Source organism: Enterococcus sp. AZ128, assembly GCF_051714485.1.
Lineage (GTDB): Bacteria > Bacillota > Bacilli > Lactobacillales > Enterococcaceae > Enterococcus_A.
Genome location: NZ_JBIORZ010000004.1, coordinates 279,748 through 304,728, shown reverse-complemented (window position 1 = coordinate 304,728; position 24,981 = coordinate 279,748). Strand labels below are relative to the sequence as shown.

Here is a 24,981-nt window from a genome sequence, read left to right as displayed (position 1 = left end):
CAATTTTTTTGAATAAGAGCTGGTGTTTATTAAGTGCAGGATAAAAGAAAGAGGAATATTATGAAGATACCTACAGAAAAATATTTTGGTGATTTAGAACAAGTCCATGCGTTTTATGGAGAAATGCCAACGGGCGTGAGTGTCAGCGAGACTGGCAGAATGTTTATCAATTTTCCTGAATGGGGGGATGCTGTTCAAGCAACGGTTGTTGAGATCGTTGATGGAGAGCTAATTCCTTACCCAAGCGAACAGGCGAATACGTTTGATTCAGCCAATCCAGAAACGAGCTTTTTAAGTGTCCAAAGCATTGTGGCGGATGGCGCAGGTACGTTGTGGGTACTTGATACGGCGGCACCGAATTTCGAGGTGCCGATCGAAGGCACTGCAAAATTAGTCGCTGTGGATCTTGCGACTAATACGATTCGTCGTGTGTACACTTTTTGTAAAGAGGTTGTCTTGGATTCGACCTATTTAAATGATGTGCGGATCGATCTTCGCCGTGGCAAGGAAGGTGTGGCGTATATTACGGATTCATCGATCACGGGACCGGGCGCGATTATTGTTGTTGAGCTAGATACCGGAAACGCCTTCCGTATTTTAGATGGTGCGCCATCGACAGCCGCTGCTCCTGATTTTCTGCCGAAAGTCGAAGGGGAGATCCTGATGAATCGGGATGCTGACGGGGATATTTCTCCATGGCAGGTGGCGGCTGATGGGATTGCCTTATCACCAGATGGCAAGCTGCTTTATTATAGTCCCTTATCAAGTCGACATCTGTATTCGATCGAGACGGATCTGATTTTTGATCAAAAGGTAGCGGATGATGCCTTGGAATCCTATGTTAAGGACTTGGGAGAAAAAGGTGCTTCGGATGGAATGATTACTGCTTGGGACGGTACGATCTATGCCGGCGATTATGAAAATAATAGTATCAGAGCAGTTTATACAGACGGAACGATGGAAACCATCGCTCATGATCCACGGATTTTATGGCCGGACACCTTATCGATCGGTCCAGATGAATACTTATACTTCAACAGCAATCAGCTGCAGCGTCAAGCGGGGTTTCATTATGGTAAAGACTTACGTGAAAAGCCGTATAGCTTATTCCGTATCTTTATCGGCAAGCAACCAGCGAAATCAAAGGACTAAGGGAGCGAATCACATGAATAAAAGAGAAGAGATATTAAGTACGCACAAACGCCGTTTTGCCACGAAAGCATTTGATAAGAATAAAAAGATTTCTGCAGAAGATTGGGAGACGATCATTGAAGCAGGTCGGCTATCACCTAGTTCGTTTGGCTATGAACCTTGGAAGTTTCTGTTGGTTGAGAGCCAACAAGTTAAAGCTGATCTGCAGGATATCGCTTGGGGTGCACGCAACAGCTTGAATGGTGCTAGTCATTTTCTAATCGTATTGGCTAGAAAACATGTCACTGGAAATAGCGAACATGTAAAACATATGGTGGAAGATGTCTTTGGTGTTCCCTATGCTGAAGAATCGCCGCAAACGATCTTCTTCAATAATTTCCAGCAGAATGATTTTGATCTACACTCGGACCGTGAATTATTTGATTGGGCAGCGAAACAAACCTATATTGCTTTAGCTAATATGATGACGACCGCAGCCTATCTTGATATCGACAGCTGTCCGATCGAAGGGTTCAATAAGGAAGCGGTCGATCAGTATTTAGTGAAAAAAGGCTATGTTGATCCAGAGGAATTCGGGGTTTCTTATATGGCTGGTTTTGGCTATCGAGACCAAGCGGTTCCAGAGAAGAAACGTCAAAAATTGAGCGATGTTTACCATGTGATTCAGTAAGATCAAATCTTAGGAGGACGAGAATAATGTCAGAAAAAGAAATGATGCATGCCGTCGGTTTTTTTGAAGGATTGCCAATTGATGAGCCCAACAGTTTTATTGATGCGAAGGAAGAAAAGCCAAAAGCTATCGGAAAGGATTTATTGATCAAGGTCCAAGCTGTTTCTGTCAATCCAGTAGATACGAAGCTTCGTCAAACCTCAGGAAAGAGTAATGCACTACGGGTACTTGGCTTTGATGCTGTTGGCGAAGTGGCCGCTATCGGAAACGAAGTGGAGAAGTTTAACGTCGGAGATCAGGTTTTTTACGCGGGAACAACGACACGGCATGGCAGCAACCAAGAGTATCAATTAGTTGATGAACGAATCGTTGCGTTAGCGCCTGAAAAGTTGACGAAGGAAGAAGCCGCTTCATTGCCGCTGACTTCATTGACAGCGTATGAACTGCTATTTGATAAATTCAATATCGTACCTCAAAAGGATGCCGCCAAAGGGAAATCGATCTTAGTGATAAACGGTGCCGGGGGTGTTGGATCGGTCTTAAATCAGTTGGCTAAATGGACAGGATTAGAGGTGTTCGCTACATCAAATCCTAAAAACTTTGAGTGGCTGAGAAAAGTCGGGGTGGATCATCCGCTTGATTATCATCAAGACCTTAAAGCCCGGCTGAGAGAAATCGGTACGGAGACATTTGACTATATCGCTGTTTTATTTGATATCACGCAGTATATTGATACGATCAAAACAATGGTCAATCCATTTGGTCATGTAGGCACAATCGTCGGGATCAAAGAACCCTTAGAACTTGCCGAGTGGAAAAACAAATCGGTTTCCTTTGATTGGGAATACATGTTTGCGAAGACAGATTTTGGCTATGAATTGGAATCACAAGGAAAGGCGTTAAAAACGATTGCGGAATTAGCAGATGCCGGAATTGTGATTCCCACCGTCAGTCAAATTTATGACACAGGCATCAATGCGGATAATTTAAAACGTGCCACAAAGGATGTCGAGTCCGGTCATATGTTAGGAAAAGTCGTAGTCAGTGGAGACTTTTAACTTTAGAAGATAGATAGTTGCAACTAAAAATAGGTTGTGACAGAAGTGGTCAGCTTCAAGAAATTTCGGCTTATTTCCGAATGCTAGCTCTGCTTAGTGAAACTTAGCAGTAACTGTATGCGTAGCTTGCGAAGAAGAAGCTGCTTCTGACACACCGTTTGTTCGGAAAAAGGAACTGTGACAAGACTTTTGTCACAGTTCCTTTTTATTTGAAGCATTCTTTTACTTAGCTTATTTTTTTCCTACGATAGTAGAAAGCAGAGGTAAATGCGACTAAGATCAAGCCGGAAACCATGATGTACCATGATTTACTAGAGCCGGTTTTAGGCAGACTAGCTGAGCTTGTACTTGATCCAACTGCACTTGTTCCTGAGCTAGGCAGGTTTTTCGTTGAATGAGAAGACGTTTTGTCCGCAAATGGAATCAATGGATTACTGAATTTCACTGTTTGTTTGCCATCGTTGATATCCGCATGGGCCGCAATTTCAAATTCTTCCCGCAGAAGGGATTCAAAGACAACGATTTCCCGTCCTTGCAGATTTCCTCCGTTAAAGGTAAAGACGACATTCACTTTGCCGCTGACCAAATTTTTCTTATCATGTACGATATCCTTGGCCTTATCTTTTGAGACTTCCCCAACACCTGCAATGAAGGTCGCTGAAGCAGTAATGTTCTTGCCATCTGCGGATAAAGGACGTCCTGTTTTCTTATCCATTAAAACGCCAGTGACAGTATAAACTTGTCCTTCAACTAAATTCTCATAAGAGACTTCATCATTTAGTGTTACTTTTTCTAATGGATCGAAAAGTTTCGTTCCGTCGTTTGCATTCGTTGCGTTCGTACCGATTTTTGGTTCGGTAAACGTGATGGTTTGTTTTTCATCATTGATATCCGCATGAACAGCAACTTCTGTGTCGTTTCGCTTGAGTGATTCAAAGACCACGACTTCCTTATTATGCAGATTGATTCCTGCGAAGGTGAAGACAACAGTTACTTTTCCGCTGACTAGATTTATCGGCATCCCGTCAGTATCTGCTGCTTCTTCTTTAGAAACTTCGCCAGCGCCTGCGATGAAGGTAGTTGAAGCGGTCACTTTTTTCTTATCGATCATTAAAGGTTCGCCAGTTGATTTGTCCATAAGTGTTCCAGTCACCGTGTAAACTTTTCCTTCGATCAGGTTTTCATAAGAGACTTCATCATTAATTGTGATCTCTTCCAAAGGCTCTGCGATTTGTGTTCCGTCATTTGCATTCGTTGCTTGTGTGCCGATTTTTGGATCAGTTACTTTGATCGTTTGACCTTCATCTTCAATATCCTTGTGTTCTGTAACAAAACGGTATTCCTCGTCCATGGAGTGTTGGCGATCAAGCATCTCAAAAACGACCAAGTCGCCTGCGACAGAAGATGCGTCAAATTCAAAAACAACTTCGACTGTTCCATCCGCTGCTTCTGGTGTGAACGCTGTTTCCGCAGTTACTGGTTCTCCATCAACGAGCAGCGGTTCACCGGTAGCTTTATCCATCAGCACGCCAGAGATCTTATAGTTCTTACCGATTTGCAAATCTGAATAAGCGACAGTATCCACGAACGTGACTTTTTTCTCAGGATCAACTAATTTTGAGCCATCAACCTGATTGGTCGCTGTCGTTCCTATTTTTGGATTATCGAATGTGACCGTTTGTCCTTCATCAGTAATGTCGCTATGAGTGGCAACTTGAATATTCTCCGTCAATAAATCTTCAAACACGACCACAGTTTTTCCAGCTAGCGCAGACGCATTGAAGGTAAATGACAATGGTGTTGTTCCATCTGGCTTTTCTGGGACAAACGTTTTCTCCGCGGTAATTTCTTGCCCATCCACTAGTAAAGGTTCGCCGGTTTCTTTGTCCATCAATTTGCCCTTAACTGTATATTCACGACCATCTGTATAAAGGTTTTTATACTCTACATTGTCTACGATGGTTACTTGTTCTTCCGGCGATAGTTCCTTATCCCCATCTTCCGCATCTGTGGCTGTTGTTTTCACATCCGGTTCTACGACTGCGTTTAAGGAGAATTGTGTCGGATTATAGACCCTTCCGCTAACAACGTTTTGCAGTGTGCTGTGTTTGTAGACTACTGTTGCCCCAACATAATCACTGTCAATGTCAAAGGCAAAATTAAGATTGCTGACATTTGTCGCTTCGTTTGCAGTGATTGTTAAAACATTCCCGTATTGCTTAATAGTCATTTCTGCTGGTTTTGAAGTGATCTTATATGCTGAAAGACTATTATTCGTATCTGTTAGAGTTATCGTTTGGCCGACATCGATTTTAATATTTTGCCCCGCGAAGCTTGGTTTCGTATAGAACGTACGAATCTTTTTCTCAACCTCTGTCTTATAACTCTTATAGCCAGCTAAACTTACTTTGCCTTCAGTATCCGAAATTGATTTTATGCCGATTCCAGTTGCTAACTCCTGTGTATACTTCTCCGTGTAAAAGGCATTTTCAACTGATTTTTGCTTTTCATAGCCAAAGTAAGCCGCTAAAGAAACGCGTTGAAGCTTTTCTGAAGTATCCTCGCCAAGTGAAAAACCTGTATTTTCTCCTGCATAAAGAGGAGCGCCTGGTTCGATACACCATAACCGATTGCCGCTGCTATCATGTTTTGAAAACCAGCGAGATCCTTCTTCGCCATTTGAATAAACCCAGCTCACCGATTTGATATGATAGTCGGCATCAATATAGACATCGCCTGCACCTCTAGTAAGTGAAGAGGTACGATAACCGTATTCTTGTTCAAGCACACCCAACACATCGTTTACGTCCTCGCGAACTTCTGTGCCATTTGTTGATTTTAGTTTCCCATTGTCACCAAAAGCATAGTGATTCTGAGCCAAGTATTCTTCTACCGGTACATCAGTCTCTGTTTGTTCAGTACTCGTTTCCGTTTCTATGACGTCACTTGTCTCGTTTTCAACCGTAGTTCCATCATTTGCGAAGGCCGCAATCGGCTGTGTCACAAAACTGGATACTGCTAAAATTAACATAAGTTTATTCACTATTTTGGCTTTTAATTTCTTTTTCATCATTCCCATTTCTCCTTCCTTTTTTGAAATCAATTCTTTCATGTCCCCGCAGACACTCCTCTCTCTATGTATCAATGGATTATTTTGATAGTACTATGTGGTGGTGAATAAAAGAATAAGTTGTTTTACAGATATAAAAATAACAATATCTTATCTTTATTATAGTTTGTTTATTAAATCCTCCATGCCAGAATTATTGGCGTTTTTCCTTTTTTTTGACTTCTTAAATAGCGTCTAGCTTTTATTGAAGAGGGAATGAAAAGTCGAATAGTTCTGTTGATAGTTGATTTTTAGTCCTAGAAAATAAAAGTACAAACGTTGTTTTATGTGTGTTTTCAAAAGTGATGCAAGGGGAAATAATAAATTTTGGAACGATTGATTTCTTTAATGAGGAGTTTTTTTAGTTGATAGATAACGGTTAGAAAAGTGTTAATCAAAAATCGATTGTTTTTGGTCATTTTTCAGAACAATTTGGCTAGTTGCTCGTGTTCTCAGTCTTAATTTGGGAGAGAATGTGCCAATTTTATTGGGAAATTGCATTTTTTTGTCCCGTGTATAAGGAAGGATTGGATGTTTTGCATAGAAAAAACGCAACCTAACTGGATAGGCTGCGTCGTCATAGATGGATGCTTATTTTCTACTCAATGAATTTTTCAAAAATTCTTCATCGTTAGGATCGCCAGAACCGCGTTGGTTCTTGTCGATAGCGGCGATGAGGCTCATTTCTTCATCCGTTAAGTTAAAGTCAAAAACATCGATATTTTGTGCGATTCGTTCTGCGTGAACAGATTTTGGAATCACGATGATGTCGCGTTGTAAATGCCAACGCAGAATGACTTGAGCAACTGATTTGTTATGAGCTTCAGCGATTTTTGCTAAAGTTGGGTCTTCTAATACATTGCTTTTCCCTTGGCCAAGGGGCCCCCACGCTTCGTGAGCGATGTCCATACTCTTCAAGTAGTCATGCAATTCTTTTTGTTGGAAATAAGGATGTGTTTCAAGTTGATCAACGGCTGGTTTGATTTTGGCTGTGGTCATTAATTTTTCGATGTGGGATTGTTCAAAATTTGAAACCCCAATCGATTTGATCAGACCATCATTGTATAAACTTTCCATTGCACGCCATTTTTCGTTGTAGCCTTCACTTGGCCAATGGATCAAGTAAAGATCCAAGTAATCCGTTTGTAATTTCTTTAATGATTCGTGGAAAGCCGCGATTGTTTCATCATAAGTCGTATTGCTGTTCCAAACTTTTGATGTAATAAATAAATCTTCGCGTTTTACATCACTCTCAGCAAGCGCCTCGCCAAGCCATGCTTCATTATGGTAGATCGTTGCTGTATCAAAATGACGATAGCCGCTTTTCAACGCATCGGCCACTGAACGTTTCAAATCATCGGTATCTTGAACTTTAAATACACCTAGACCTAATTGAGGAATCGATTGTCCATTGTTCAATTTCAACTGTTTCATTAAGAAAACCTCCTAAGATAGTTGTTACATCTAAAAGTATAACGCTAGACGGATAATTGCGTAATATTTTTGCTCTGGTGTTCAGCCATTATTTCTACCCGTTTGTATTTATCTTCTTTTCCTATATATATCTGTAAAAAGATATGGTAAGAATTGCAGAACCCCCACTATTAATTTAATTAGAAGTGTAGATATCTTTAAATGCATTGAAAAATATAATTATCCATTTTTTCAATACGAAAACGTTTTATGTTAAAAAGATAATTAATAAAGGTGATTATTTCAGTTGTATATGAAAAAAATGAACCGAAAATAAGTTATTGAGATGATAAGATGTTTTTTAGATTAAGGGATACGGGGGATAACTTGATCAAGAACTTTCTTTTTAAATATTAAAAATAAGGAAGTAAACAAAAAATGATCATAGATTTAAGGAGGATGTCTTATGAGCATTTAAAAAATGGAAACCATCTATAAAAAATTGATAGAGAATGAAGCAGTCTAGACTGAGAAAGGATTTACTCAACAGGAACTCTGGACATTGAAAGGTAAAATAACGAGATTTGATTGCTGTACTATCTAGGAGTTTAATCCAAAATAGAGCACTTTTAGGATGTGAATATAAGAGACCATCTAAGGTCAGTTTACTCTTAACGAAGAGTCCAATTTAACACATTAAGATAAACATTGGGTGTTTTAAATTAAATTAGTATATCGGATAGTTACTTATATCATTAAATTTTGATTTAGTTTTTAGAAATCCATATATTTGTTCGATATTAAAAAAAATACGAATTAAATAGATTATAAACATGAACTATTAAATTAATAAATAGTGTAAAGTTACTAAAGGAGGGGAGCTTTTTAATGTTATCGGATGAACTGTTGACTGATAAATATCGATACGAGTGGATAATTATAAAGTATTTAGAGGATCATAAAAATTATAATTGCACAATAACAGAGCTGTCTACAATTTTAGATATTTCCTCATACAAAGTAGAAGTATACATTGAAGAAATAAATACAAATCTGCGAATGATATCGAAGAAATCTGAAATTTTTATACAAAATACTGGGGAAATATTTTGTTTTAACATTGACTATATAGTCGTAAAAAAATTAAGGCTGAAGTATGTAGAAATATGTGGGCTACTTGGAATTCTGAATTATTTTTTTATAGACGAGATGCCTATGAAAAAGCAAGTAGAAGTGTTGCATAGTAGTCGAACTGTAAGTTATGAAAAATATAGACTTCTTAAAACCATATTAAAAGATGAAAATTTAGCAATTAGAAAAAATAGAATCATAGGTGACGAATTAAACGCACGTAGCATTTTTTTTAGCACATATTATGAATTATTTAATGGAATTGGAAATCCCTTTCCCAAAAAAATCCATCAATCTATCGTAAAAATAATGCAGCAACTCTCAGCGTATTATTCACTAAACATTCCAAAGACAAAAGAACTGAAGTTGACTATTTTTATTGGGATTTGGTTGATTCGTCTTCAAAATCGGCATTTTATATTCGATACATATATTGAATGTATCGAAACCGACTTTATAAAATGGTTAAAAAAAATCATCCAAACGACTTATGTGGTGCCTGAAGATGTTTTGAAAAAAGAGATATCTTACTTTATTATGTTTTGTCATTTCGAGATAGATGACAATATATTTATTTCGAAATTTTTGGAATTTGACATGTACAAAGATGCTATTTGGTTGACAGAAAAATTTTCATCGTTATTTTATAAAACATTCAAAATTCATTTGCTAGATGAAAGCATATTGAATGAGTTGAATAATATACACATGAAATGGCTCGTATATCATTTTAGAAATCAATCCTTTGTTATAAAGGGAGATTTTAACTATTTCCAAGAAATCAATCCCAATATTGATAATTTTATCAAAGACTTTATTGTCGATCTTGAAAGTATTGATTTATTCCAATCTGATTTAGAAAAAAACAAATTATACTATGATTACTTGTTTCTGTTAGTTACTAAGATTCCGATGGAAAAAATTGAAGCTCCTTTAAATATTTGTATTGATTTTTCTCACGGTAGTAACTACAACAACTATATTAAAATGATGCTGCAATCTTTACAGTCTATGAATATAGTTTATGAATCTAGAATTAGTATCAATACTAAATTGTTTCTCACAGATTGCGCAATGGATAAGTTGAATTGTGAACAATTAATTTGGAAGAGACCACCAACTTCGAATGATTGGAGAGATTTAGGTGATTTGTTAATCAAAATAAAGGAGAAACAGATTGAAAGATAGATATTTTACATGGATGATCATTCCGTTTTTTTTAATGAATCAAGTGAGTTATTTTCCAAGTGAAAGCAAAAATAATGAATTTCAAATGTATGATTTTGAAATAGGAAGTGAAGAAAACGAAATAATTGTTAAGAACGATTCCAAAGAAACCACAAATTTTTTAGTTCAAAAAAGGAAGTTTATGTCTATAGAACAAAGATTAGCTACAATATTGCAGCAACCAGAATTGTCCTCAAAAAAGGCAACATCTGAATTAGGAAGGATACTGGAAAGCATGTCAGGAGGATGTTTATATGGAGAAAAGGTTAACGATAGGAGTAGACGTATTGGTGACTGAATTACTTTAGGCATAACAGAAAGAAGTGATGGATGACCTACAAGTGAAAATGAAGTTATACATCCAAACAGTTATTGAATACCTTGATTAGAAGTATGAGTTATCTAAAAAAATTAATGTAAATTAAGTATAAAAAAGGGAATTGATGATTATGAGAAGAAAAATTTCTACGTATTTTAGTTTGTTGATTATGATAGTTTCCATTTTATTATCACCACTGAATGTGATTGCAGAAACAAACTATACGACAGATACTGCTCAAACAATGAATTCGAATAATGATGATCTAGATAATATATCTGAGCAAAAAAATAGTGAAAGAATCGCAGATATAAACAGTTCTTCTGAAGAATCTAATTTGAAAGAAACTGAAACTGACAAATTACAAAACTCAGAAATAATACAATCAACAGACAAACAATCCAGAGCACCATCAGTTGGTACTTATGCAGCTATTGATAATGTAATTACATCGTTAAGCATTACAGATAATAACGGGAATCCGTTAACCAGTTCGGTTGGTCAATGGGAGACATTCAGAATAAATGGAACTTTTTCTTTACCTAACAATCATGTTTTAGAAGGTGATACAACAACTATTACGCTACCTTCGGAACTCAGATTTGGAAATACGGAATCCTTTGAATTAAAAGATGCAAATGGAGATGTAGTAGCAAATGCTGTTATTTCTCCCATTTCTAAACAGATTGTTTTAACCTATACGAAATATGCTGAAACACATTCAGATGTGGAAGGTTCATTTTACTTTTACGCGGGCGTGGATTCAACTGTAGTTACAGAAAAACAAATAATAACAACAACTATCGAGGTTGAAGGAGAAACGTTTCCGATAGAGATTGATTTTGATGGAGTTACTAATATTTCCTATCCTCTGACTAAGTCTGGTTGGTTTACAAATGGAAGTGACAAAACAATTCAGTACTATGTAGCTATTAATCGGCTAAATGAAAGTTATCCTAATGCTAGTGTTTCCGATATTATTAAAAGTGAAGCAGTAACTTATGTACCGGGATCTTTCAGAATTTATAAAGGACAATGGCAAATGAACGATTCTGGTAATGACTGGACATTAACAAATCGAATAGATGTTACTGCGAATTATTCAGTTGTATTGTCTGAAGATAATAGATCGTTTTCTATTGATTTTGGGGATATTGGAAGTAGTGATCACTTTGCAATTTATTATAATGCCGAATTAAATTATGAACCAGTAGACGGAGAAAATATTGTTAATACGGCCGTATTGACTTCAAATGACGAAGTAATAAAAGAGGGAACAGCGAATACACCGTATCAAAAAGGAGGGGGAGAAGCAGAGGGATATAATTTCACTGTGAAGATTCATAAAATAAATGAATTAGGAGACTCCTTATCTGGAGCAGAATTTGAAGTTGTTCGTGACTCTACAGGGCAGATTGTGGGAACAATAGTTACAGACGAAAATGGTAGCGGGGCTGTCAATAACCTTTTGAAGGATAATTATACAATAAAAGAGATAAAAGCACCTGATGGTTATGAACTATTGGAAGATGAAATAAAAATTTCATCTAATGATTTTGGAAGTGACAAGGAAGTTACAAGGAATGTCGTAAACAAAAGAATAGAAAAGTCAGTAGATGTAGCGTTAGAAGCAAGCAAACAATTGACAGGAAAAGAGTTGACCGCAGGTCAGTTTAACTTTGAATTGCTAGATTCCCAAGGAAACGTTCTACAAACAAAGACGAATGATGGAAATGGGAAGATATACTTTGATGCACTTCCATTTGAAAAAGCGGGGACGTATGAATATACCATCCAAGAAGTGAAGGGAACCGATAGCAGGATCACGTATGATGGAACGAAATACAAAGTATCGGTGAAGGTAGAAGATAAAGCTGGTCAATTAGTAGCGACCCCGACATATGAAGGAGACGTGGTATTTAAGAATACGTACACGCCGTCAGCGGGAAGTCTTGTGTTAGAAGCAAGCAAACAATTGACAGGAAAAGAGTTGACCGCAGGTCAATTTAACTTTGAATTGCTAGATTCCCAAGGAAACGTTCTACAAACAAAGACGAATGATGGAAATGGGAAGATATACTTTGATGCACTTCCATTTGAAAAAGCGGGGACGTATGAATATACCATCCAAGAAGTGAAGGGAACCGATAGCAGGATCACGTATGATGGAACGAAATACAAAGTATCGGTGAAGGTAGAAGATAAAGCTGGTCAATTAGTAGCGACCCCGACATATGAAGGAGACGTGGTATTTAAGAATACGTACACGCCATCAGCAGGAAGTCTTGTGTTAGAAGCAAGCAAACAATTGACAGGAAAAGAGTTGACCGCAGGTCAATTTAACTTTGAATTGCTAGATTCCCAAGGAAACGTTCTACAAACAAAGACGAATGATGGAAATGGGAAGATATACTTTGATGCACTTCCATTTGAAAAAGCGGGGACGTATGAATATACCATCCAAGAAGTGAAGGGAACCGATAGCAGGATCACGTATGATGGAACGAAATACAAAGTATCGGTGAAGGTAGAAGATAAAGCTGGTCAATTAGTAGCGACCCCGACATATGAAGGAGACGTGGTATTTAAGAATACGTACACGCCGTCAGCGGGAAGTCTTGTGTTAGAAGCAAGCAAACAATTGACAGGAAAAGAGTTGACCGCAGGTCAATTTAACTTTGAATTGCTAGATTCCCAAGGAAACGTTCTACAAGTAAAGGCGAATGATGGAAATGGGAAGATATACTTTGATGCACTTCCATTTGAAAAAGCGGGGACGTATGAATATACCATTCAAGAAGTGAAGGGAACCGATAGCAGGATCACGTATGATGGAACGAAATACAAAGTATCGGTGAAGGTAGAAGATAAAGCTGGTCAATTAGTAGCGACCCCGACATATGAAGGAGACGTGGTATTTAAGAATACGTACACGCCGTCAGCGGGAAGTCTTGTGTTAGAAGCAAGCAAACAATTGACAGGAAAAGAGTTGACCGCAGGTCAATTTAACTTTGAATTGCTAGATTCCCAAGGAAACGTTCTACAAGTAAAGGCGAATGATGGAAATGGGAAGATATACTTTGATGCACTTCCATTTGAAAAAGCGGGGACGTATGAATATACCATTCAAGAAGTGAAGGGAACCGATAGCACGATCACGTATGATGGAACGAAATACAAAGTATCGGTGAAGGTAGAAGATAAAGCTGGTCAATTAGTAGCGACCCCGACATATGAAGGAGACATCGTATTTAAAAATACGTACTTGTCACCTGAGTTGGGGAAAGTTACTCTAAAAAAAGTAGATAGTCAAACTGGAGATCTATTGGCGAATGCACAATTTGAATTGCAGGATTTAGCTGGAAATGTAATTAGAGACAGAATAACTACTAATAAAGATGGAATAGTAATAATTGGTAATTTAAAAATTGGAGAGTATCAATTATTAGAAACGAAGGCGCCTAGTGGTTATAAAATCGATAGAACACCAATTAAATTTTCTATAAATAGGAATTCAATTCACTCGTCAAATGATAATGTATTAAAAAAAGAAAATGATAAAATGGAAAACAGTAAAACAGGGTCATTTTCTAAAGCAACTCCATTCTCTAAAACAGGATCATTACCTAAAACTGGAGAAGTGGTAAACAATATTTATATAATATGTGGATTATTTCTACTACTTACTTCTATACTGTTTATTTCTAAAAAGTATAAGGCAACTAGAAAATAGTGTATTACAATTTCAAAAAAATGTTAAATTGTAATAGAGTCTAACTTCAATTTCGACTTCTTATTAGAGCATAAAATAAACCGTATAAGTACACTCTACCCAGAAATCTAGGGACGAGGGTACTTTACGGTTTTTACTTTTTTATTTTTTTCAGAGGGCGAAATGTTAGATTTCTAGTGCTAGAAACGTGAAAGTCCTACTCGTTTAGAGTAGGACTTTTCTTACCGCCAACCCAAATCAGGAGCGACGTCTTTTACGATTGTTTCCAGCAAATGCATATTGTACTCAACCCCTAATGTATTAGGGATCGTAATCAGGACAGTATCCGCTTCTTTGATCGCTTCGTCTTCTGCCAATTCCTTGACGATCTTGTCTGGTTCACCCGCGAAGGTTTTTCCAAAGATCGTTGGGTTTTGATGGTAAGCAAGAAAGCCGACTTGGTCGTATTTCGCATCATCGCCTTGATGACCGAATAATTGACGGTCCATATCAGTAGTGATCGGTTGGATCGAACGTGTTACCAGTGTTCGAGGTTCGAAGTCATGACCGGCTTCTTTCCAAGCGTCTTTGTAAGCCCGCAATTGTTTGGCTTGCTGAACATGGAAAGGTTCATTGGTCTCATAGTTCACCAAGGTTGAGGACTGCAAATTCATCCCATGCTGTGCGGCCCAAAGCGCTGTTTGGGTCGAGCCGGCTCCCCACCAAATACGTTGGCGCAATCCTTCTGAATAAGGTTCCAAACGCAATTTCCCAGGTGCTTGCGGAAACATAGGTTGTGGATTTTGTTCAGCGAACCGTTCGCCTTCGATCAATTTCAAAAATTCCAATGTCCGTTCACGGGTAATATCTTTGATTTCTTCTTCGCTATAGTCATAGCCAAAATGTTTCCAGCCATCAAGCACCTGTTCAGGTGACCCGCGGCCTACGCCTAATTGCACTCTTCCTTGAGTGATAATATCCGTTAATCCAGCATTTTCTGCCATCATATAAGGATTTTCATAACGCATATCGATCAAACCAGTCCCGATCTCGATCTTGCTGGTTTTCGCGCCAATTGCAGATAGCAAAGGAAAGGGTGAACCGATTTGATCTGCGAAATGATGCACGCGGTAATACGCGCCATCGATCCCGATCTTTTCTGCTTCAACCGCTAGATCGATTGATTGAAGATAAGAATCCTTTGCTGTTTTAACAAGTGAACCTTGGTCCATCCAATGACCAAAACTCAAAAAACCGATTTTTTTCATGATGGATGACCTCCTTCGTACTTTGTAAAATTACTTACTATTAATAAGTTAAATTGATTTTACTACGTTGGTTTCTAAAAAGCGAATAATTGTTCTCGCTGCGCAACTTTTTTTAGCGAACGAATCTTAAAAGCAGTATCGAAAATTTTATAGATAAAAAAACTGTCTACTCGGAAACAATGAGCAAATAGGTCAATTCCTTTTTTCTAGTTACGAATGTTTGGCGCATCTTTCTAACAAATTGAAATAATATCATTTTTTGAACAGGTATGAACGACAGAGAAAAGCTGAATAGTGCTTTTTATTCACTGGTAGGGCTAAAGAGAGGGACTGTTTATGGATAATTCATTTTTTTGCGAAGGAATCAATTTTAGAAAAATATCTGTATGACGAGAATTAAATAACCATTGGTATTTATCGTTTTAGGCTGTTTATCGTTTGAAATGCGACAGACTTATTATTTCCCAACGCTTATTATGTCGTTTTTCTGTTGGCCTTTTGGTTAATAATCATTGATGGGATTTTGTGATTTGAAAAACTCCCTTATTAAAGAGATAGAAAAGGTTGAGATCATTTATGAAGTTATATATAGGAATGAAATTAGAAGCAACGAGTGTTCATGGCGAGTATGTCGAAGGAGAGGTGCTCAGCATCCATTGTCGGACTTTCGTCATGGTTTCAGAAAGGGATGCACAACGGCATCTAGTTAAAATAGATACGTTAGGTGATCTCTTTCTTTTGCGGCACGAAGGCTGAGAAGCTTTATAGGGACTATAAATTGTGTAACAATAAATTCTTCTGGTTATGGCTAAGCAATTAAGCAAAGAGCCGCATAGCGGATTCGCCGTGCGACTCTTAAAGGACATGCTTGTTTTTATTTTTGACTAAGTCTCTTTCTTAATAGACTGAATAATAGAGTGGACGATACGAATATCAGTCCTATGAAGGGAAGAACTACAGTGGCTTTATCCCCAGTGTTTGGATACGCTTTTGTCGATCCGGCAGAACGATTCACATGAGTATTTGTGATGACGAAATCATAAGGCGCTTGTTCAATAACAGTTGAAGTGTAATTTTTCGGAACATCGATTGGTTGCACTGTATAGTTTATCTTGTTTCCGTTTGCATCCTGTTTCGGAAGATTCTTCCACGAGTGTGTCCAGTGGTTGCCTTCATTTAAGTCAACAGGTTCTCCATGTTTTTTATCGCGATCGTACAGTTGGACTTTGACAGACGAGGGGCGATCCTTCTCTTTGTCATTATCATCATTCCATTTTTGGGTAACATCTACAGATGGAATCGTTGGTACGTCATTGGAAGTATTTGTCAGATTAAAACCGTCCACGTGACTAGTGTAGCCAGACACTGGTTCTTCAGCGATGGTATATGCGATCGGCTGTCCATTTTGATTTTTTGGCAGTCCAGTGAATTCATAATCCCAATTGTCGCTGGCAGTTACTTGCTTAGCAGCAACCTGCGTACCGTTTGCCAATAGCAGAACGGCAATACTGCTCGGTCTTTTTTTCTCTTTATCATTATTATCCTGCCAAGTTTTGTGTCCCTTGATGGTCAGCTGATCTGGCAGATGCGCGTTAGTAACGATAAAGGTATCTTCGTTTTCCTTGGCTAAAGTAGTAGTATAGCCAGACACAGAGGTTTGTTCCTCAATGGTATAGTTGATCGCTTGTCCATTGTCATTTTTCGGAAGACCTTCCCACGTATGTGTCCACTGCTCGGCGTTAGTTAAGGAAGTCTCATTGATTTTTGACCCATTGGCTAGCAGTACTATTGTAACGGCTTCAGGTCGAAGGCCATCTTTATCATTTTGATCGTCCCAGGCCTTTTGCACCGTTATCGAACGAACTTCAGGCGTATGAGTATTAGTAATCATAGTTCCAGCAATAGTTGTCGTATAATCGGGTACGGCATTTTCTGAAACACTGTACTCGATTTCTCGCCCGTTTAAAAATTTCGGCAGCTGGGTAAATTGATATTGCCAATCGTTCTGACTAGTAACAATTTGACTATCTTGAAGGACGCCGTTCGCCAGCAGGTTAACGGTGATCTGATCTGGCCGTTTGCCGTCTTGATTGTTTTGATCCTGCCATATTCTTTCTCCAGAGAGCTCAGTAGTTTTCGCAGGATAATGATTGGTAATGTCTGTCCCGTTTACTTCACTGCTATATCCTTCAGGGACAGTCGTTTCTTGGACAGAGTAGGTATAGGCTCTTCCTGTGCTATCAAATTTCGGCACGGAAGAAAAGCTGTAAGTCCAGTTTCCATCCTGATTTTCTGAGATGGTTGTTTGGCGATAGTTTAGTCCATCCCGCAATAAGGAAATAGTGATTGCGTTTGGTCGTGTCTGGAAGAGATTGTCTTGATCTTCCCAGATTTTCGTTCCAGAAATAGCAATCAGCTGATCGCCTTCGCCGCCTCCGCCTTGTCCATGATAAGTAGCAGTGGATACTGCTGTGTCAATAAAACCTTCGTTGTCATAGGTAGAAGCAGTATTATGGTAGTGATTGTTCGCTGCATTATATAAGAGCTTCGTTTTGTAATGGATCACTAACGAAGTTGTTGCCGTATTATTTTGTTCTTGGGCACTGGTTAGTTTTCCAAAGGTGAGGTTAAATGATTGCGTTCCATCTGTCTGCTGAGTAATAGTAGGATCAATCTGTTCAGTAGACAAAACGGCTCGTCGCCAATTTCGATGGGCAATTGTCATCGAACCAGCAATATAGTCTTGATTGTTTTCCATAACATCTTGCAGTAAGGCATTATCAACTGGGTAGCCGCCATTATTGACTGTCAGTGTCCAGTTAACAATGGTCGGATCTGCATCATCATACGTTAGACTTTTGGCGATGGCGCTTGTTCCAGATCCGCCGCCTGAGCTGCTCTTTGAAAAGTTTAAATGAACAGTATTATTTGGAGTGTCTTGTGTTGGAAAGGCTAAGTCATTTCCAGTGTTATAATTCAACTGGCTTCGATTAAAGGTGGCCCAAAAATTAAAATTGATTTTTAGATTATCAAAAGAATGAACATTCGACGTAAATTGGATAGATACGATACCATTGGTGACAGTGACATCAGCTAAATGAACGCCGGAGGCCGTATTGATACTGATCGGCGTGGTTGTCGTATAATTCAACTCTTTCGGAAGAGACATCGTGTAAGGTTGATCCGTAGTGATGGCGCTACCATTTCCCAAATTTAAATTATACGTAACCTGAATAGAAGATGAGTCACGGATTCTATTTGTTCCGACAGGGCCATCTGCATCTGCTAACGTGACACTGGAGACAAATTGCGAAGCGTCTAATTCTTCTGCCGCATACGTTTTGGTTGAGCCTAGACTAATAAAAAGATTACTTAATAAAAAGATGATACTGAAAAAGGACCTTAGCCTTTTTTGCATGATAAACCTCTCCTCTTTAGGGCTCTTATTACCAAGAAGTATAAAGGGATAGCTAATTAATCAAAAGAATTCTGCCTGTAAAAACACAAAAAACATCCAGAAAAATTATCCAGATGTTTTATCGTAAAATTCATTGTTTTGAAGGTGTAAAATAGGCTCTAGCTGATCCGAAACTTAAATAAAACGCTCTAAAAATTCCGTCGCAATCCGTTGAAACGATTCATCATAGTCAGCGACTAATTGCTTTAAAGGCTCCACTTGATTGACTTTCCGATCATGGGATTGAGCCTCTAATAATAATTCCTCGCCATTCAAACGAAAATCAACAAATACTTCATCGTCGATCGCAGTTTCCAAATAATCGATCATTGATTCAAAATACCCCTCCGCTAGCGGTTCTGCGACCTCCTGCAATACATGAGCCAGCAGAGCCTCAACCTCAGGATTCTTATATAGAAGGAAATGTTTGCTGACGAAGGCAGAGTCATAGCTATTTTCGATGGTGAAATCTAAGAATTGCAGGTAATCGTCGACCTCGCCAATTTTTTCCAATGTATCGAGGACGTTTCGTAAGACCCGTAATAGTGCGTCATCAAGGATCGCATCAAAGCGTTCCTTCGGATAAAAGGCGTCGATCACTTCCTCTTCATCAAAAAAGCTTGCCTGTACTCTCTCAAAATAACAGCCACCGGGTTGATCTTTGACGAAAAAACGTAATTGCATGCTCATTCTGTTCACCTCGTTAAGAAAATTGATTAAACCTGATGATTCTTTTAGCAGAAAGGCGGTTAACCAATTCATAGACTCATGCTAGTTGTTGTTAACGATTTTTTGAATTTCTTCTGCCAGCTGACGAATCACGTTCGGTGCACTCTTGCGGAAATCATTGATAAATGAGCCAGATTCACTCTCAACGGTGCCAACTTCCTTATTCATAATATCAAAAACGGCCAACGTTTTATCTTCTGGCTGCCATTTCAATTTCCAGTAAGGCCCTTCCAGATCACCATCAAGAATTTGCTGTCCATTATCCAGTACGGCTTGTCGGATCACTTCTTCTTCAGTGATGGCTTTTCCTTTTTCGATCAAATAATTCAATTTTTGTTCGACTTCAAACATATTTTCGGGAACTAAAGAATACATTTTTTACTCTCCCTTTCTCGCTATTTCGCGAGGATTTATTTCCTCAGTTATACTCAAAATTCGACAAATCTGCAAAGAAAAACCCTCATACCGCAGTTGGGTATAAGGGCAGCTTACTATTCTCGCCAATACTCTGGCTGCATAAATGCCTCACAACAACGCACCGTTCCAGAATAGTTCTCAAGAGGAAAATCCGCAATCAAGGCTTGAACCATCCAGGCATCTTCTTTTCCTTTTTCAATTGGATAAGGCGCTTGAAGACCAAACGGCAAAGCTGGTTTGAAGCCATGCTTCGGATAGTATTCGATGTGTCCTAAGACAAAAACTAGCTCCACTTGATCCTTCTTCAATCGGCGCAAACCTTCTCTTATCAATAGACCGCCGATACCTTGTTTTTGATACTCCGGCACAACAGCTAACGGACCAAGTATTCTGACAGAAAGCTGTTCTTGAGTTGTGATCATGGCCTTCGTAAAAAGAATATGTCCGATTGCTTCATCTCCAGCAAAAGCCAAAAGAGATAAAAGCGGCTGGGCAGTCGAATCTGCCAATAACTTCTCTGTCAAATCCGCTTCGTCTAACTCTCCAAAAGCCCGTTCTTCTACTTGATAGATCGTTTCGTTATCTTCTCTCGTTGTTTCTCGAATAGTGATGTTCATTATTTTGCTCTCCTTAGTAAATGATTTTTTTCATCTGAATTAAGAGCAAATCACCGATAATAAACACAAGTTAGTCAAACAAGAACCTCCTTTGTTTTGATACATTTATTATAGAAGAAGCCGGTTACAATCACAAGGAATCATCACATCACGAGGTTTGAATGATTTAGATACAGGGGCAAATCAATTTTGCTTCTGCCATAATTCTTCGATTTCTTCAATCGATAATTTAGTGGCTTTTGCTACTTGTTCAACGCTATTTCCGATTTTTAAGAATTCGATTGCTAAAGCTCGTTTTTCTTCTTCGCGCCCTTTTTTCTCTGCTTCTTCTATGCCGGTCACGTATACGGCATCAGAAATAGCTCTTGCTTTTTCGATATTCATGATCATTTCTTTTTCCTCACTTTCTAATGTTAAGAAGTCAATTTTGTGTTTTGCTTCTTTGATATAGTTGGGAGCATTTGGCTCAACTTCGCCAGTTTTTAGAAAATACTGCCAGTAATAGACGGGTGTGTGTTCTTTGATTCTTTCGTTTTTTAAGCTGAGAAAGCAGAGGAGCAATAATTCTTTGCCTTCTCTATTAAAAAAGGGAAGACCTGTTTCATCATTGAATAAGCGAAACAACTGCAAAGCGTTGTCTTTTCGATCAAACAAATGAAAATCCACGATATTGATTCCATAAGCAGGCCGCAGGCTGGAAAAGTTATTCCTTTTCTCCGCGTCTCTTTTAACGACGGTTCCAAAAGGGGATCGAAAAGCTTCCGCTAGATAAAAAACTGAGCGTTCATGAAAATAGCCATGAGGTTGGATCTGGCACTCAATTGTTGTATGACTGCCATCTTCTCCGATAGCTAGAATATCCACTTCTGTCCGTAAGATATCTGTTTGTACGCTTTCCTTTTCTTTAAAAAATTTCTTGTAGCTATCAATATGGTACGTTTCTTTTGGCGTTAGAGACTGGAATTCGAGGTCTAGTAGGTCTTTGACAAAGGCTTTTAAGATATGCGAGGAATCTTCAGAGGTCAACATTTTCTTGAATAACAAATCATTCGTAGGTAAATATTTTTGCATTTTTCCACACCTTTCAGCAAGCGGCTACCATGCTGAAGGGTTTTTCTCGCCTTCATTATAGCATGGAGGATTAGCAGCGTTCTACAAGAAGGTACGCAAATAAAGGCATTCGTTTCAATAATGTCATTATTAAATATACTAGATGTCTATCGGTGAGGCCGAATGGGAGAATATCGTCTATGAGCAGTTCTATTTATTAAAAGATGATTCCTATAATGCCGTTCAAGTGAACGGTCTCACTGCACAAAAGAATGGTAGAGAAGTAAACATATGGCACAAAAGCTGCTTCGACGTTTCGATGATCAAATACCTCTACTGTTAATGGATGTAGAGGCATATAATGAGGTAATTAAAGAAGTAAAAATTTCTGAAGAACATCTGCGTCAATTAAATTCCATCAAAGCTCCACAATTAGTTGAAGTATGCAAACGGATGAAACAAGAAAAACTTGCAGGGTATCAAGAAGGATTGTTGGAGGAGTTAATTCTATTTTTAGAGCAATGGTGAGAGAAGTGGTAAATTAAAATGAAGCTTAAACCAACACCTGCGGCTACACAAAAAGCCGTAGGTGTTTTCATGTACTGAAAATAAATCCCTTGCATTGCAACTGGTTTCATAAACTAGACTAAGAATAATAGAAGGCAAAGGAGTGTTTCAGATGAATTCAGTAGTAGAGATTACGGATATGATGGGTGTCGATTATTATTATGTTTCGGTAGAATTTGAGGAGCGCACGCTGTTGTTGGAAAAGCCCAAAGGCATGCTGGCAAAGAATATCGATAAGCGGATTGATTTGTCCGAGATCGAGGATGTTTGTGTCCGGACGGAAAGGGGAATCGACATGTTCTCCCTCTTTTATGATCGAACTTGGTACACGTTTATCGATTATGGGAATAATATCGTATCGCGTTTAAAAGAGAAGTTGATGTTCAACTAGGAAAGCAGGGAGACTTATTGGCTATTGCGACGATGACAAAAAAAATGGTTGTTTTTGATATTGATGGTACACTGTTAGGGAGTAACAAAGAAGTACTGTTCTCCACACTGGAAGCATTGACTCGGTTAAGAGAACAAGGGCATACGCTATTTGTAGCTACAGGTAGGAGTTTATTGTATGCCAAGCCGGTTCTTCAGCAACTGGGATTTCAAAATTATATCTTGTGTAATGGTGCGATCGGCTTTATCGATCATCAGAAAACGTTCTCCAATGAATTACAATCTGACGATCTTTCTAGTCTGTTCAATCGATTTTCTCAACTAAAGATCGATTCTGTGGTTGTTACCTTGAATCGCTTGCAGCGAGTTTCTAGCTTTGACTTAGGAAAAATGCGCGGAGCTATGCGTTATGTCGGCGGGGCATTGCCGCCGAAGCATACCCAAAGTGAAGAGCAGGTTTATCAAGTCTTGGCCTTTTACGATCATACATTGGATCAGGAAATCGAACCGCATTTTTCCAAATTTGATTTTGTCCGCTGGCATGCTGACGGAGTGGATATCGTGCCTACTGGCGGATCGAAGGCCGCGACTATTTTGGACTTAGCGGGACAGTTAGGCTTTGCGAAAGAGGACATCGTTTCATTCGGCGATGGTCTGAATGATCGCGAAATGTTGGAATCGTCTGGAGTAGGGGTGGCAATGGGGAATGCTGCGCCGGAGGTAAAACGATGCGGAGATATGATCACGGATACGAATGATGAAGACGGCATCTTCAATGCATTAAAAAAATTATCGCTGATTTGATAAGGAGATTGATATGGTAACGATTAAAGAATTAGCCAAGCTTTCTGGATATTCCACCACGATGATTTCGCGGGTCGTCAATAATTATCCCTACGTTGATGAGGAAAAAAGACGTGAAATTTTGAAGTGGATCAAGGAGCTGGATTATCGTCCGAACGCAATCGCGAGAAACTTGAGTATTGGAAAAACGTATAACATCGGTGTAATCATTCCGTATTTCAATATTCCTTATTTTGAACAGCTGATTAATGGGATAACCGAAGAAGCTTTTCAGCACAATTACAAAGTCACACTGCTGCCTACAAATTATGATCAGGAAACAGAAGTGAATTACTTGGAAGAATTCTCCACGAAGCGATACGATGGGCTCATTATTACGTCCAAAGCAAATAAGCTAAAGAAAATACTCGAGTATCAGCAATACGGTCCGCTGATTTTTTGTGAAGATGTGCCAGATGAAGGCGTCGCGAGTATCTCGATCGATCGTGAGAAAGCCTTCATGGATGCAATGGCCTATTTCTCTGAGCATAATGTGAAAAAGATTGGTATGACAATCGGACGAAATGAGCGTTACAGTGTCAGTACCAAACTCTTCTTGCAGTTAGCAGAAAAGCATTTCGACACATTCGATTCTTCCTATGTTGTTCGAAACTGCTCAACCTATGAAGACGGGTATCGAGCAGGGCAGTTTTTCTATGAAAAGAACCCAGTAGAAGGCATTCTGACCAATGGGGACGAAATCAGTGCGGGAATCTATGATTTTTATCGCGACAAAAAGCTTCCGCTGATCATTGGACAGGACAATCAACTAGTAAGTAAGATGTTGAACCTCTCAACGATCGATTACCATTTGATCAAATCTGGCCGCGAAGCCTTCCGGCAATTTATCGAAAACCGAACCGACAAGATCACGATCGAACCGACGTTTATAAAGCGATAAGTAATAAAATGAGCAACCACCCCCTGCGGCCGCAAAACCGCAGGGGTATTTTTATCTAATCAGTCGTCACGGATCGTGTCCTTTCAGCAAATGATTGACGAGGGTCACTTTTTGATCCAATGGGTGTTTCTTTGTGGTTTCTGAATTTATATAACGTGACTCTTGCGAGATGTAAGGCGAAAAAAATCATAGTAACAAACTCGTTGTACTAAGAACAACAGCTCATTACTATGATTAAAATATATATTCGATGATTTGATCGATTTTAGCCATATCTTGTAAAGGCAAGGTTTCAATTTTCTTAAGTTTTCTCTCTTTGAAATCAAGCGATTTCAATTGAGAAATAAGTATTTGACCTGTTGTGTCCAATTCGTCTGGCAATGAATAACGTGTAGGAAGGTTCCATATCGTAGAAGTAATCGGACAAATTACTGCAAACATTGTTTTGCGATTAAAATCGTATCTAGAAACGACTAATCCAGGACGTCTTCTTTGAATCTCTTTTCCTGCGGAAGGATGAAAATCAATCCAAACAATATCTCCTTTTTTGGGAATGTAATTTTTTTCTTCAGTCATTATAAAAGCTCTCTTCCTTCAGGAGATAAATCTTCCCACTCATCTTTTTCGTAATACTCCGCTTCTTCTCCACCACTGAATGGATCTTCAATTTTGGGAACTAACGTAATTGTCCCATCGTCAGAATAGACAACAATATATTCTTTGTTTTCCGAAGGTTTCTTTCCGTTGTCTGATGGTAAAGTTATCACCACTGAACTTCCTTGTAATCTAGATTTAGCAACAAGCATAGTATCACCTCTTTTCATACAGTTTATCATGCAACACTTGATCACGCAACGTATGTATATCCCATTTTGGAGTGTACATAAAATGATCCTTTTCTGAACACTTTACTTATATGATTTGCCCCTCCTCGCTCTGCGAGTAGTTCCA

The 24,981-nt window shown here is 38.7% G+C and carries 21 protein-coding genes; 11 read left to right on the top strand and 10 right to left on the bottom strand.

From position 1 onward, the window contains the following. Window positions 1-60 precede the first annotated feature (60 nt). The 3 genes from IGI38_RS22705 to IGI38_RS22695 are packed head-to-tail and all read left to right on the top strand — an operon-like array spanning window position 61 to window position 2,880. On the top strand, window positions 61-1,152 hold the full coding sequence (locus IGI38_RS22705) for an L-dopachrome tautomerase-related protein (RefSeq protein WP_438734196.1): 1,092 nt from the start codon (window positions 61-63) through the stop codon (window positions 1,150-1,152). A 13-nt stretch (window positions 1,153-1,165) separates the two neighbouring features. Continuing rightward, complete coding sequence (locus IGI38_RS22700) at window positions 1,166-1,822, top strand: NAD(P)H-dependent oxidoreductase (protein ID WP_438734195.1); 657 nt, start codon at window positions 1,166-1,168, stop codon at window positions 1,820-1,822. A gap of 26 nt (window positions 1,823-1,848) precedes the next feature. After that, window positions 1,849-2,880: a zinc-binding alcohol dehydrogenase family protein gene (locus tag IGI38_RS22695; RefSeq protein ID WP_438734194.1), complete on the top strand. Its 1,032-nt coding sequence runs from the start codon at window positions 1,849-1,851 to the stop codon at window positions 2,878-2,880. Window positions 2,881-3,106: 226 nt separating this feature from the next. Here IGI38_RS22695 and IGI38_RS22690 read toward each other — a convergent pair whose 3' ends face one another. Continuing rightward, window positions 3,107-5,992, bottom strand: coding sequence for a VaFE repeat-containing surface-anchored protein (locus tag IGI38_RS22690; protein ID WP_438734193.1), 2,886 nt, complete (start codon window positions 5,990-5,992; stop codon window positions 3,107-3,109). Between the two features lie 588 nt (window positions 5,993-6,580). Next, window positions 6,581-7,423 (bottom strand): aldo/keto reductase, encoded by an 843-nt coding sequence (locus IGI38_RS22685; protein WP_438734191.1) that lies wholly within the window; start codon window positions 7,421-7,423, stop codon window positions 6,581-6,583. Between the two features lie 867 nt (window positions 7,424-8,290). On the opposite strand from IGI38_RS22685, the gene IGI38_RS22680 reads away from it, so the two are divergent. From IGI38_RS22680 to IGI38_RS22670, 3 genes are all read left to right on the top strand, one after another. Next, complete coding sequence (locus tag IGI38_RS22680) at window positions 8,291-9,721, top strand: helix-turn-helix domain-containing protein (protein WP_438734190.1); 1,431 nt, start codon at window positions 8,291-8,293, stop codon at window positions 9,719-9,721. Continuing rightward, on the top strand, window positions 9,711-10,058 hold the full coding sequence (locus IGI38_RS22675) for a hypothetical protein (protein ID WP_438734188.1): 348 nt from the start codon (window positions 9,711-9,713) through the stop codon (window positions 10,056-10,058). The genes IGI38_RS22680 and IGI38_RS22675 overlap by 11 nt, the downstream gene beginning before the upstream one ends. 151 nt (window positions 10,059-10,209) lie before the next feature. Next, window positions 10,210-13,812 (top strand): Spy0128 family protein, encoded by a 3,603-nt coding sequence (locus IGI38_RS22670; RefSeq protein ID WP_438734187.1) that lies wholly within the window; start codon window positions 10,210-10,212, stop codon window positions 13,810-13,812. Between the two features lie 221 nt (window positions 13,813-14,033). Here IGI38_RS22670 and IGI38_RS22665 read toward each other — a convergent pair whose 3' ends face one another. Then, window positions 14,034-15,059, bottom strand: a complete 1,026-nt coding sequence (locus IGI38_RS22665; protein ID WP_438734186.1) for an LLM class flavin-dependent oxidoreductase — start codon at window positions 15,057-15,059, stop codon at window positions 14,034-14,036. Between the two features lie 576 nt (window positions 15,060-15,635). On the opposite strand from IGI38_RS22665, the gene IGI38_RS22660 reads away from it, so the two are divergent. Then, window positions 15,636-15,815 carry a hypothetical protein gene (locus tag IGI38_RS22660; RefSeq protein ID WP_438734185.1) on the top strand — a complete coding sequence of 60 codons (180 nt, stop codon included), beginning with the start codon at window positions 15,636-15,638 and terminating at the stop codon, window positions 15,813-15,815. Between the two features lie 118 nt (window positions 15,816-15,933). Here the strand turns inward: IGI38_RS22660 and IGI38_RS22655 are convergent, their stop codons facing one another. The 5 genes from IGI38_RS22655 to IGI38_RS22635 all read right to left on the bottom strand — a co-directional run bounded on the left by IGI38_RS22655 (window position 15,934) and on the right by IGI38_RS22635 (window position 21,350). Next, complete coding sequence (locus IGI38_RS22655; RefSeq protein ID WP_438734184.1) at window positions 15,934-18,477, bottom strand: Cna B-type domain-containing protein; 2,544 nt, start codon at window positions 18,475-18,477, stop codon at window positions 15,934-15,936. Between the two features lie 174 nt (window positions 18,478-18,651). Next, on the bottom strand, window positions 18,652-19,206 hold the full coding sequence (locus tag IGI38_RS22650; protein ID WP_438734183.1) for a hypothetical protein: 555 nt from the start codon (window positions 19,204-19,206) through the stop codon (window positions 18,652-18,654). An 81-nt stretch (window positions 19,207-19,287) separates the two neighbouring features. Further along, window positions 19,288-19,620, bottom strand: a complete 333-nt coding sequence (locus IGI38_RS22645; protein ID WP_438734182.1) for a hypothetical protein — start codon at window positions 19,618-19,620, stop codon at window positions 19,288-19,290. A 116-nt stretch (window positions 19,621-19,736) separates the two neighbouring features. After that, on the bottom strand, window positions 19,737-20,279 hold the full coding sequence (locus tag IGI38_RS22640) for a GNAT family N-acetyltransferase (protein ID WP_438734180.1): 543 nt from the start codon (window positions 20,277-20,279) through the stop codon (window positions 19,737-19,739). Window positions 20,280-20,462: 183 nt separating this feature from the next. Then, complete coding sequence (locus tag IGI38_RS22635; RefSeq protein WP_438734179.1) at window positions 20,463-21,350, bottom strand: Rpn family recombination-promoting nuclease/putative transposase; 888 nt, start codon at window positions 21,348-21,350, stop codon at window positions 20,463-20,465. A 270-nt stretch (window positions 21,351-21,620) separates the two neighbouring features. Between IGI38_RS22635 and IGI38_RS22630 the strand changes: the two genes are divergently transcribed. From IGI38_RS22630 to IGI38_RS22615, 4 genes are all read left to right on the top strand, one after another. After that, complete coding sequence (locus IGI38_RS22630) at window positions 21,621-21,857, top strand: hypothetical protein (RefSeq protein ID WP_438734178.1); 237 nt, start codon at window positions 21,621-21,623, stop codon at window positions 21,855-21,857. Window positions 21,858-22,008: 151 nt separating this feature from the next. Beyond that, the gene (locus IGI38_RS22625) at window positions 22,009-22,287 is read left to right on the top strand and encodes a hypothetical protein (RefSeq protein WP_438734177.1); all 279 of its coding nucleotides are present in this window, start codon (window positions 22,009-22,011) and stop codon (window positions 22,285-22,287) included. Window positions 22,288-22,319: 32 nt separating this feature from the next. Next, complete coding sequence (locus tag IGI38_RS22620) at window positions 22,320-23,090, top strand: HAD family hydrolase (RefSeq protein WP_438734390.1); 771 nt, start codon at window positions 22,320-22,322, stop codon at window positions 23,088-23,090. A 13-nt stretch (window positions 23,091-23,103) separates the two neighbouring features. Then, the gene (locus IGI38_RS22615; protein WP_438734175.1) at window positions 23,104-24,030 is read left to right on the top strand and encodes a LacI family DNA-binding transcriptional regulator; all 927 of its coding nucleotides are present in this window, start codon (window positions 23,104-23,106) and stop codon (window positions 24,028-24,030) included. A 234-nt stretch (window positions 24,031-24,264) separates the two neighbouring features. On the opposite strand, the gene IGI38_RS22610 is transcribed toward IGI38_RS22615, so the two are convergent. Both IGI38_RS22610 and mazE read right to left on the bottom strand, forming a co-directional pair. Beyond that, on the bottom strand, window positions 24,265-24,606 hold the full coding sequence (locus IGI38_RS22610; RefSeq protein ID WP_438734174.1) for a type II toxin-antitoxin system PemK/MazF family toxin: 342 nt from the start codon (window positions 24,604-24,606) through the stop codon (window positions 24,265-24,267). Continuing rightward, window positions 24,606-24,836 carry a type II toxin-antitoxin system PemI/MazE family antitoxin gene (gene mazE / locus IGI38_RS22605; protein ID WP_438734173.1) on the bottom strand — a complete coding sequence of 77 codons (231 nt, stop codon included), beginning with the start codon at window positions 24,834-24,836 and terminating at the stop codon, window positions 24,606-24,608. Before mazE ends, IGI38_RS22610 begins: the two co-directional genes overlap by 1 nt. Window positions 24,837-24,981: the final 145 nt, after the last annotated feature.